10 protein-coding genes, 1 other RNA gene and 1 pseudogene are annotated in these 11591 nt (G+C 39.7%); 9 read left to right on the top strand and 3 right to left on the bottom strand.

Going from position 1 to position 11591, the window contains the following annotated elements:
- Positions 1-98: 98 nt before the first annotated feature.
- The gene (locus AAZO_RS36315) at positions 99-314 is read left to right on the top strand and encodes a hypothetical protein (RefSeq protein ID WP_228371434.1); all 216 of its coding nucleotides are present in this window, start codon (positions 99-101) and stop codon (positions 312-314) included.
- Positions 315-374: 60 nt separating this feature from the next.
- Positions 375-731, top strand: a pseudogene (locus AAZO_RS36320) (Uma2 family endonuclease); the annotation flags it as partial.
- 447 nt (positions 732-1178) lie between these two features.
- On the opposite strand, the gene AAZO_RS01695 reads toward AAZO_RS36320, so the two are convergent.
- Complete coding sequence (locus AAZO_RS01695) at positions 1179-1502, bottom strand: slr1957 family protein (RefSeq protein ID WP_013189951.1); 324 nt, start codon at positions 1500-1502, stop codon at positions 1179-1181.
- A 431-nt stretch (positions 1503-1933) separates the two neighbouring features.
- Between AAZO_RS01695 and AAZO_RS01700 the strand changes: the two genes are divergently transcribed.
- The 7 genes from AAZO_RS01700 (at position 1934) to modA (ending at position 8715) form a co-directional block, all read left to right on the top strand.
- A complete protein-coding gene (locus tag AAZO_RS01700) occupies positions 1934-2422 on the top strand; it encodes a pentapeptide repeat-containing protein (RefSeq protein WP_041639209.1) in 489 nt (162 codons plus the stop codon).
- Positions 2413-3552, top strand: a complete 1140-nt coding sequence (locus AAZO_RS01705; RefSeq protein ID WP_013189954.1) for a 5-(carboxyamino)imidazole ribonucleotide synthase — start codon at positions 2413-2415, stop codon at positions 3550-3552. The genes AAZO_RS01700 and AAZO_RS01705 overlap by 10 nt, the downstream gene beginning before the upstream one ends.
- 117 nt (positions 3553-3669) lie before the next feature.
- Positions 3670-3853, top strand: a non-coding RNA gene (ssrS, locus tag AAZO_RS28285) — 6S RNA.
- A gap of 230 nt (positions 3854-4083) precedes the next feature.
- The gene (locus AAZO_RS01710; protein WP_013189955.1) at positions 4084-5325 is read left to right on the top strand and encodes a M16 family metallopeptidase; all 1242 of its coding nucleotides are present in this window, start codon (positions 4084-4086) and stop codon (positions 5323-5325) included.
- A gap of 138 nt (positions 5326-5463) precedes the next feature.
- Complete coding sequence (locus AAZO_RS01715) at positions 5464-6738, top strand: M16 family metallopeptidase (RefSeq protein ID WP_013189956.1); 1275 nt, start codon at positions 5464-5466, stop codon at positions 6736-6738.
- Positions 6739-6815: 77 nt separating this feature from the next.
- Positions 6816-7640 (top strand): bifunctional hydroxymethylpyrimidine kinase/phosphomethylpyrimidine kinase, encoded by an 825-nt coding sequence (thiD, locus tag AAZO_RS01720; RefSeq protein ID WP_013189957.1) that lies wholly within the window; start codon positions 6816-6818, stop codon positions 7638-7640.
- A gap of 262 nt (positions 7641-7902) precedes the next feature.
- A complete protein-coding gene (gene modA, locus AAZO_RS01725; protein ID WP_013189958.1) occupies positions 7903-8715 on the top strand; it encodes a molybdate ABC transporter substrate-binding protein in 813 nt (270 codons plus the stop codon).
- Positions 8716-8928: 213 nt separating this feature from the next.
- Here the strand turns inward: modA and ilvD are convergent, their stop codons facing one another.
- Together ilvD and AAZO_RS01740 are read right to left on the bottom strand one after the other, a co-directional pair.
- Entirely contained in the window at positions 8929-10620 is a 1692-nt protein-coding gene (gene ilvD / locus AAZO_RS01735) for a dihydroxy-acid dehydratase (protein ID WP_013189959.1), read from the bottom strand.
- Positions 10621-10805: 185 nt separating this feature from the next.
- Complete coding sequence (locus AAZO_RS01740; RefSeq protein ID WP_013189960.1) at positions 10806-11576, bottom strand: pentapeptide repeat-containing protein; 771 nt, start codon at positions 11574-11576, stop codon at positions 10806-10808.
- Positions 11577-11591: the final 15 nt, after the last annotated feature.

Genomic DNA, 11591 nt, shown 5'->3' on the forward strand with positions numbered 1-11591 from the left:
TCATTTAGGATTGCTATATAGATGTATATAATTTATACCCTGGCTTGCTATTGATTCCTAAATTCTTATGATAAAACTATCATACAGTGTATCTCTCCATGACCAGCGAAACACTGATTCAACCAGAAGAAATCGTCCATTTATCAGGTATCAGTTGGCATACCTATGAAAGTTTGCTCAACGAACTGAGTAAAGGTGGTCGTCTACGCTTAACTTATTATCGGGGTAATCTAGAAATTATGGTTCCTTCACCTGAATATGAACGTTACAAAGAAATTACTGGTCGATTTGTTGCAACTTTAGCCGAAGACTGAGAACTGGATATTGATCCACTAGGCTCTACTACTTTCAAATAACCAGAACTAAGTGGTACAGAACCAGATAAATGTTTCTACATCAAAAATGTTAATTCAATTCAAGGTAAAACCAGAATTAATTTACAACAAGATCCACTACCTGATTTAGTTGTAGAAGTAGATATTACTAGCAGTTCAAAGGAACGCTTTGCGATTTATGGAGAAATGGGTGTACCGGAAATTTGGCGATACGATGGTAAGGTATTTACGATCAATATTCTAGAAAATGGTAAATATATAGTTGTTGATGAAAGTTTAGCTTTTCCTAATTTACCTTTAACAGAAATTTCCAACTTCCTAAAAAATGCTGGTAGTAAAAAATCTTTAGGTTTAATCAAAGAATTTAGAGAATGGGTAAGGAGTAAGATTCAATAAAAATAGGAGCATCGCAAATGTGTAAGTTTATTGTCATGCTGTAGCTTGCTTCCCGCAGGGTATGAAGCGCAGCGCACGCTTCGCGTTCACGCAGTGTCCCGAAGGGATAGACTTCACTCCGTTCCGTATGGCTTACGCCACGCTTCGCTCACAGAATGACAATTTACAGCAGAAGTCAGGAGTCAGGAGTAAAACTCTCTTGTTGTCTAGGTTTCAATTTAGACTCTGTACCTCATTGATCTGCAATCTGTTGTAATCACTTATCATAACTTCTTTACTATTGCCTCTTGGCTCTTGCCTTTTGACTGCCATCACAGATATGATAAATATATCTCTAACGAGCAGTGAAGCTCATAAGCATAGATAATATAAGATTAATAACTGCTCTCTTTTCACTCTTAAAGAAAGCAGTCTTTCCCAAGTACCAAAATTGCCAAAATCAATAATTTAGACATCTTCTGGTTCAAGCTGTGCCACTGTTACTGCATTAAACGCAAAAGCAAAAACCAACGGTATCGGACACTTGAATGCAAAGGTATAAATAACAGATAAGATGGTAATAAATACAGCGGCCAATGACCAGAATAGTTCCTGATTAGTTAATCCATTCTCTTCTTTAATTACTCTCAAGACATGAACCGGAATTGGCTCCGGCATTACTCCCCCTGGAGGAAATGCCCAATAGTTACCACGGCGTTCTACAAATAAATCTGTCCAGCCGTTTTCCATGCACCAAGCTTCAATCCATTCAATAGAGTAATGATTCATCATGAGGATACCAATTCCAGTTTTCAGTTTGAGTAGCTAATGAATATAGATTTATCGCAGATTCTTGACAAAGTAATAAATGCTTATAAGCTTAACGCTAATTCCATAATTATGAATGAAATAATCAGCAAATTGAGTTCAGCAGTTTATATTGCTGTCCCTAATCAAAAGGATAACAGGGAATAAAGATGGCCAGCCAGAAAATACAATAAACTTTACTTGAAATAAGCAATATAAATAAATGTAAATATAATAGTGAGTAATCCCTAACTATTGAGTAATCATGAATTTATCAATCTTGCGATAGAATAAATAAGAGTTTTTAGTGGATGAACACATAAAATTATTACGGAATATTAAGCAAAATAGAGATTCTATCCAGAATAATCCTGTAGTGTAAAATACATGAAACATTACCATTGGTTAATATAATGATGTATTCGCGACAAGGGTTAGCATTACTGTTAACAGTAATAATATGCTGGGTGGCATCTCCAGTACTAGCAGACTGGACTCATCCCCTATCATTTAGTAATGCAGAGTTAGGAAGACAGGATTTTTCCGGACAAAGCCTGCAAGCTGCGGAGTTTTCCAACGCTAACTTGGAAATGGCCAATTTTGCAGGTGCTGACTTGCGAGGAACAGTTTTTAGTGCTTCAGTGATGACAAAAGCTAATTTACATGGAGCAAATTTAACCAATGCAATGGTTAATGAAGTAAAATTGAACGGGGCTGATTTAAGTGATGCTATCTTATTAGAAGCTCTGTTGTTGCGTTCTATCTTTACTGATGTCAATATCGAAGGTGCAGACTTTAGTGATGCAATTTTAGATCGATCGCAAATTCAAGAGCTATGTAAAAAAGCCAGTGGTGTAAATTCTCAAACTGGTGTAGAAACTCGTGAGTCCTTAGGATGTCGATAAAGCGTATTGGTATAATTGGTGGTGGACAACTGGCCTGGATGATGGTGCATGCTTCCAAAAAACTAGGAATAGAATTAATAGTACAAACTCCTAGCAAAAATGATCCCGCTGTATCTATCGCTCAAGCTATCGTTTTAGCAGCAGTTGATGACGCAGCAGCAACGGAATTTTTATCTAAAAAATGCGATGTCATCACCTTTGAAAATGAATTTGTTAATCTAGATGCTTTATCTTTATTAGAGACACAAGGTGTTTGTTTTCGTCCCAGGTTAGCAGCTTTATCTCCGCTATTAGATAAATATCATCAACGTTGCTATTTACGGGATTTAGGATTACGTGTTCCTCAGTTTTTCGCTCTGGGAAAATCAGCAGATATTCAATCGAAAATAGAATATTTAGGTTTTCCGATTGTTCTTAAAGCCAGACGACATGGTTACGATGGACAGGGAACTTTTATAATTCATGATTTAGCAACTTTGTCAACTGTAGTAAATAAAAGTAATACACAGCTTTTAGTAGAAGAATTTGTTCCTTTTACGAGAGAATTAGCTATAATTGCGGCGCGTTCTGTGAATGGGGAAATTGTCACTTATCCAGTGGTAGAAACCCAACAAGAACAACAAGTTTGTCGGAGAGTAATTGCACCAGCGGATATTACACCCGAACAAGCAGCAGAAATTAATGTCATCGCTCATATAATATTAAACAGTCTACAAGCAGTAGGCATCTTTGGAATTGAGCTATTTATCACCGCTGACGGTAAAATACTGATTAATGAAATTGCACCACGAACTCATAACTCTGGGCATTTTTCCTTAGACGCTTGTGAAACTTCCCAATTTGAACAACATCTAAGAGCCGTTACTGGTTTACCTCTGACTAATACCTCCTTAAATTGTCCCAGTGCAGTGATGGTCAACTTGCTAGGGTATGAAAACTCACACAGCGATTATTCAAAGCAACGGCAAAAATTAATAGATATTCCCCAAGCTTATTTGCACTGGTACGGAAAAACAGAATCTCGTCCCCGACGTAAACTCGGACATATCACCGTCTTGCTAGAACGGCAAAGCCGAGACATGATAGAGTCTATCATCCAGACCATAGAATCTATATGGTATCCTGGTTAGGATGTAGGGTGCAGGGTGCATGGGGAGAATAACAACTGAACTAATGCCCAATGTCCAATACCCAAATTTTTTTCATCATGCAACACACAAATTGCTTTTGATAGTTATAATGAGTTAGTTGCACTGCGACGTTGGTGACTGCCCTCAAGTTTTTTGATCTATGTCTTTAAAGAAAAGGGAGCAAGTCAGTTCTTGTGGCAGTAAACCGGGCCTGTACCCGGAAACTTTAAACGAGAAACTACCGCTCCCACCTGGTTGAACCAGGTCATAAACTTAGGTAAAACGGCGTTGTGGTGAACTTAAAAATTTTTGCTCCCAGGTTGTTTCAGCTTGGGAGCTTTATCACTTAACAGTTATCAGTTATTTCAGTCTCTTCCTTACACCCTTATTCTTCCTAATGCTTTTAAAGATAAAAGTCTGTATAATTTAATTGATTCTAAATTAAGTAAAATTCAGAGTTAAGATAGCCAAATTAGGTTAAATTGTAGTAGTTTAAGATACAAAAAATTGACCAAATACCCAACTAACACAGTGTTTCCAGCCTCGGTTTTTCACCTAGACAATGGTTTGACATTTATTCATCAGGAGATACCCACTACCCCTGTAGTAGTGGCAGATGTTTGGGTTCGTGCTGGAGCAACCTTAGAACGAGAACCTTGCTTCGGAATGGCACATTTTCTAGAACACATGATTTTTAAAGGTACAGATACCTTACCGCCTGGGGAGTTCGATTATAACATTGAAAAGATGGGTGGTGTGAGTAATGCAGCAACAAGCCATGATTATGCTCATTACTCTCTCACCACAGCTACTCCTTACTTAGCAGAGACTTTACCCCATTTAGGTGAACTTTTGCTCAATGCGGCAATTCCCAAAGATGAATTTATCCGGGAACGGGATGTTGTTTTAGAAGAAATTCGCGCTTGTGCTGATGATCCTGATTGGATAGGATATGAATCTCTACAGAAAAATGTCTATAGAAATCATCCCTATGGACGTTCTGTGTTGGGTACTGAGCAGGAATTAATGCAGCAATCACCAGAAGCAATGCGCTGTTTTCATCGTTCTCACTACCAACCAGAAAATATGACAGTGGTGGTTGTAGGTGGTATTGGACAAGAATATGCTTGGGAATTGGTAAATAGTAGCTTTGCAGATTTTAGTGAGCGCTCTGATTCTCCTGTATCTGATAAAATACCAGCACCAGTAATTACAGGTATTTGCCGTCGAGAGTTGATCTTACCAAGGCTAGAGCAAGCACGGTTAATGATGGCTTGGATAGCACCAGGTGTAGAACAACTCCGAGATGGTCATGGTTTAGATTTCCTATCAGTATTATTAGCACAAGGACGAACTTCCCGGTTGGTGTATGATTTACGGGAAGAAAAACAACTGGTGCAAGCAATTTGTAGTAATTTTTCCCTACAACGGGAATCGAGTTTGTTGACAATAACTGCCTGGTTAGAACCAGAATATTTGGAGCGTGTAGAGTCTTTAATTCAGGAACATTTGCAAAATTTACAAACTATAGGTATTACCGAGCAAGAACTGAATCGTACCAGTAGGTCATTATGTAATGAATATGCCTTTGCGACGGAAACACCAAATCAGTTAACATCCCTATATGGTTACTACCATACCATTGCCCAAGCTGAATTAGCCGTTGCCTATCCCCAGGAAATCCAATCCTTTGATGCTCAGGAACTGCAAAAATTAGCACAAAAGTATCTTTCACCGCAAAGTTACGCAGTTACTATTCTCAAACCATATTAGTCATAGGGTGTAGGGTGTAGGGTGTAGGGAGTAGGGGGAAGAAAATTAAAAATTAAAAATTAAGAACTCTTGCCTTTTGCCTCTTGCCTTTTGCCTTCTTCCTCCTGACTCCTTTAATTATTAACCTCTTGATTAAGAATGCAAAATATAGATAATTCTAACTCCTCTATTTATCGCACTGTATTACCTAATGCCATTGTTGTTTTGGTGGTAGAAAACCAAGCTGCGGATATTATTGCAGGGCGGATTTTTGTGCGTGCTGGTAGTTGTTATGAACACCGGGAAAAAGCTGGTTTAGCACATTTGTTATCATCAGTAATGACAAAGGGTTGCGATGGTTTATCGAGTTTAGAAATTGCAGAAAAAGTGGAATCAGTAGGAGCAAGTTTAAGCACACATGCTGGTACAGATTACTTCTTACTGTCCTTGAAAACAGTGAGTGCCGATTTTGCAGATATTTTAACATTGTCAGGCTTGTTGTTGCGATCGCCCACATTTCCCGAAACCCAAGTAGAACTAGAAAAACGGTTAGCACTACAAGATATTCGCTCCCAAAAAGAGCAACCCTTTAACTTGGCTTTTGAACAAATGCGACAGGCCATGTACCAAAAACACCCATACTCAATGTCGGTCTTAGGTACAGAAACAACCATTAACAGCATCACTCGTGCAGACTTAGTAGAATTTCACCAAACCCATTTTCGTCCAGATAACATCGTTATTAGTATTGTAGGACGCATTACACCACAAGCAGCCTTAGACTTAGTAGGAGAAGTTTTTGGTGATTGGCCACAACCACCCCAACTACGTCCCATACTAGATTTACCAGCAATTTCTGTCAAACCCAAATCCTGCCTCAAACCCTTAAATACACAGCAATCAGTTGTCATGTTGGGCTACATGGGTCCCTCAGTCAGCGCCCCTGGATACGCAGCCCTGAAATTATTATCTACCTACTTAGGAAATGGGCTTTCTAGCCGCTTATTTGTAGAATTACGAGAAAAAAGAGGTTTAGCCTATGAAGTCTCTGCTATGTTCTCCACACGCCTCTTTCCCGCCTCATTTATAGTTTATATGTGTACTGCACCGGAAAATACCAGTATAGCCCTACAACGACTACGCCAAGAAGTAGAACTATTATGTACTACTGAACTATCAACCGACGAACTGCAAACAGCCAAGAATAAAATTTTGGGACAGTATGCATTGGGTAAACAAACTAACGGACAAATAGCTCAAATATACGGTTGGTATGAGATTTTAGGTTTAGGAATTGAATTTGACCAGGAATTTTCCGAACTCATTAAGAAAGTCAGTTCCAAGTTAGCAATGACAGCAGCTAATCGGTATTTACAAGAACCGTATTTATCTTTAGTTGGACAAGAGGAAGCGATTACAACAGCGGTAAGTTAGAAGAAGGCAAGCAAAAGGCAAGAGGTAAAAGTTTTTGAATTTTGAATTTTGAACTGACTTCTCCCTTTTCCCTATTTATGATAAAAACCAACGCCAAATTAATACCTGTGGCTTTAACTATTGCTGGTTCTGATAGCGGTGGTGGTGCGGGTATCCAAACAGATTTACGAACTTTTGCTTTTCACTGTGTTCACGGTACTAGTGCTATTACTTGCGTTACAGCCCAAAATACTGTGGGTGTGGTGCGGGTTGATGCGATGAGCAAAGAGGCTGTTATTGCCCAAATCCGGGCGGTGGTTGAGGATATTGGTGTCCAAGCTGCCAAAACGGGAATGTTGCTAAATGAGGAAATTATTACCGCTGTAGCGCGGGAAGTAACAGCTTTAGAAATTGATCATTTGGTAGTTGACCCAGTGATGGTATCACGGACGGGGGCGCAATTAATTGATGATGATGCTGTGCAAACTTTGTGTGATGAACTGATTCCCCAAGCAGCGATAATTACACCTAATCGTTATGAAGCACAGATTTTAAGCGGGTTAGAAATTGTGTCTTTAGAGGATATGCAAACAGCCGCAGAAATCATATTTAAGAAATTAGGAATTAAGGCTGTTTTGGTGAAGGGTGGGGTAATGTCTGGGAGTTTGCGTGGTGTAGATGTGTGGTTTGATGGTCAACGGTTGGAAACTTTGACGACGCAACAAATAGAAACGAAGAATACGCATGGTACTGGTTGTACTTTATCAGCTGCCATTACTGCTAATTTAGCTTTGGGTAAAGATTTGTGGACAGCAGTACAACAAGCTAAAGATTATGTGACAACTGCACTTACTTATTCGTTGGAAATTGGTAAGGGACAGGGACCTGTAGGGCATTTTTTCCCCTTGTTGGTAAAAGGCTGAAAGCTACTTGCTTGTAGGGATTTGTTTAGAGGATGTCTGAGAAGTATCAAAGTTAATTAACGATCTTCCCTTACCCCCCTTAGAAAGGGGGGAGAAGAAATCTAAGTCCCCCTTAGAAAGGGGGACTTAGGGGGATCAACAGGTGTTATGAACCACACGACAAAGTTTTCAGACATCCTCTAAATAAAGTTATCCAATATTTACCAACTTACATGGTAAAAATTTTGTAATCTTGCCTAAGGCATATTGAGTATCAATTGTTATGGAAAAAACTTTCTCAACGAAAAGAAGACGGTTAATGATATTAATTGCTACAGCACTAGCTACGGTGCTCATAGCAATTAGTTTACCAATCCTGACTCCAACTGCTGTAGAAGCGCAGTTAAATACGAACTTACTGATATCTGCTGCGGCCAGTCTGAAAGATGTATTAGAAGAAATTAAGCCTCTCTACCAACAAAGTCAGCCAAACGTCAAAATTAGTTATAACTTTGGTGCTTCTGGTGCTTTGGAACAACAAATTGAACAAGGTGCGCCGGCGGATATTTTCATATCTGCGGCAAAAAAACAAGTTGATGCTTTAGAACAAAAAAATCTTTTAGTTCCCGGTACTCGTACTGTCATCGCTAAAAATCGCTTGGTTTTGGTTGTACCAAATAATGTTTCTCGTGTGAGTAGTTTTTATAATCTCAAAGATGCAAAAGTCGAAAAAATAGCTATTGGTGAACCTAGAAGCGTACCTGCTGGCCAATATGCACAACAAGTTCTGGAGAAATTAAAAATATGGGAATTGGTCAAACCAAAACTGGTTTATACTAATAATGTACGTCAAGTTTTAGCATCTGTAGAAAGTGGAAATGCTGACGCAGGATTAGTTTATGTTACTGATGCAAAAATCTCCAAAAATGCAAAAGTTGTAGTTGGGGCTGACGAAAAATATCACTCTGCCATTATTTATCCATTAGCAGTTATTAAACGCAGCAAAAACCCTGATCTAGCTAGGAATTTTTCTCAATTTTTATCTAGTGATCAAGCTAAGGGGATATTCAAAAAATATGCGTTTATTCTCCCTTAATTAGGGTTTGGTGAAAAATTTATTCGTGAAGAAGTAGGAGTTCAGGAGTATGGCTATCGCCACGCTCCGCTATCAGGAGTTCAGGAGGAATTAAGAAGTTTTCAGAATCATTAAAAATAGGAAAAAGTACTTGAGTTTTTACCCTATCAATCCTTATTTCTTGCGTCTTCTCTACTTTTAAACTCCTTTCCTCCGTCACCTACTTCTTAATGGTTAATTACCAAACAAATCTAAGTCTGTAACAGCACCAACACTACTAGAAGATACCAACTTGGCATATTTCGCCAGCACCCCTTTTGTATAACGTGGTGGACGCGGTTGCCAGTTAGCACGACGACTAGCTAATTCTGCATCCGATATATTCACTTGTAATAATCGAGAATTAGCATCAATGGTGATACTATCACCTTCTTCTACCAAGGCAATATTACCGCCGACTGCAGCTTCTGGAGCGACGTGACCAACTACCATCCCATAAGTACCGCCAGAAAAGCGTCCATCCGTAATTAAGCCCACAGAATCACCTAATCCCGCACCAATAATTGCTGAGGTGGGAGCCAACATTTCCCGCATACCAGGCCCACCTTTTGGACCTTCGTAACGGATGATGATCACATCACCTGCTTTAATCTTACCTGCTAAAATTGCATCTAAGCAAGATTCTTCTGATTCAAATACTCTCGCTGGCCCGGTGATGATGGGTTTTTTCACACCAGTAATTTTAGCAACTGCACCTTCAGTACCTAAGTTACCTTTGAGAATAGCTAAATGTCCTTGTGCATAGATGGGACGATCCCAAGGACGAATTACATTTTGCTTGGGTGATGGTTCTGCTGGTATGTCTGCTAAGACTTCGGCTACAGTTTGACCAGAGATAGTTAGACAGTCACCATGCAGTAAATCACGAACTAATAAGATTTTCATGACTTGAGGAATACCACCAGCTTTATGCAAGTCTGTGGCTACGTATCTACCACTGGGTTTTAAATCGCACAAAACTGGAACACGGGCCCGGATGGTTTCAAAGTCGTCTAAAGTTAGTTCTACACCAGCTGCGCGGGCGATCGCTAAAAAATGTAAAACTGCATTGGTAGAACCACCAACGGCCATAATTACAGATATGGCATTTTCGATAGATTTCCGGGTGATAAGTTGCCGGGGTAATATTTGCTTACGGATGGCTTCGACTAAGATAAAGGCGGATTTCTCTGTGCTATCCGCTTTTTCGGCATCTTCTGCGGCCATGGTTGAGGAATAAGGTAAACTCATTCCCATTGCTTCAAAGGCTGAAGACATGGTATTAGCTGTGAACATTCCACCACAGGACCCAGCACCAGGACAAGCACGGCGTTCAATTTCTAAAAGTTCGGTTTCGTCAATTTTGCCGGCGCTGTGTTGGCCGACGGCTTCAAAGGAACTAACAACGGTTAAATCTTTGCCATCGTAGTGTCCGGGTTTGATTGTGCCACCATAAACAAAGATAGCAGGGATATTCATGCGAGCGATTGCTAACATTGCCCCTGGCATATTTTTGTCACAACCACCAATAGCCAGAACACCATCCATACTTTGGCCAGTACATGCAGTTTCAATGGAATCTGCGATCACTTCCCGTGACACCAGAGAGAACTTCATCCCCTCTGTTCCCATTGAAATCCCATCACTGATGGTAATTGTGCCGAAAACTTGGGGCATTGCACCTGCATTTCTGAGGCTCATTTCTGCCCTTTGTGCTAGTTGGTTAATCCCCATATTACAGGGGGTGATGGTACTGTAACCATTAGCAATACCGACTATGGCTTTGTTGAAGTCTGCATCTTGAAAACCAACAGCCCGCAACATAGCCCGGTTAGGCGATCGCTGTACCCCTTGTGTGATAAATTTACTCTTAATATTTTCTGACATCTATCTTTTTTCCTTATTTACCATCATCGCTATAATTGCGATTTTTGTATATAATAATTCTCTCAAAATTTTGTCATTAGTTATTAGTTATTAGTTATTGGGCATTGGGCATTAGGAAAATTACTTCCCCATCTCCGTCATCTCCCCCAGTCTCCAGTCCCCAGTCCCCAGTACCCAATCCCCCCCTAAAAAGGCAAAAATTGCAGTAATATTGAACCCAGACTACCAACAAAATCCATAAAACTGGGTTTACCAGTAGTAACTTTTTCACCATAAGGTGTTTTTAGTTCCAGAATAAAAGCTAGTGCTGTTTTCACTCCCTCAGCATTTTTTTGTTCTTCAAACAGTTTTGCAGCCATTTGGGCATCTTCCAAGGCATTTTTTCTGTCTAAGTTTTGGTAACTAGCTACACCACGGGATAAGTATGCACCTGCATAGTCCGGTTTAAGTGCGAGCGCTTGACTAAAATAATCAATAGCTGGTTTGAGGTTGCCTTTATCAGCCGCTGCTACACCCCAAGCATAAAATTCCTCTGGTTTAGCAATTTGCAAAGGTATACCCACTGCACCTTGAAAGTTAGCACCATTGAGGTTAGCGTTAGTCAATTCTATATTCATTAAATAAGTATTTCTCAAATCAGCACCCGTGAGATTTGCTTCATTGAGTTTAGCCCTACTTAAATTAACACCAAATAAACTAGCACCAGCCAAGTTTGCGCTCCGCAAATCAGCACCTGTCAAATTGGCACGGCTGAGGTTAGCACCTTCAAGATTAGCACCTCTCAAATCAGCCCCTGATAAGTCAGCCAAAGCCAAACCAGCATTAATCAGTTGACAGTTTTGACATTTTTTAGTGGCTAACAATTGTCTTATCTGGTCATCATTTGTAGCTTGCGCGGTTACTGGCAAACTAATAGTAAGCAAAAAGGCTGCTGTAGAAATAATTTGGCTTTTCATATTTGATATTGCAAT

Origin of the sequence: 'Nostoc azollae' 0708, from assembly GCF_000196515.1 — a bacterium.
GTDB classification, from domain to species: Bacteria; Cyanobacteriota; Cyanobacteriia; order Cyanobacteriales; family Nostocaceae; genus Trichormus_B; species Trichormus_B azollae.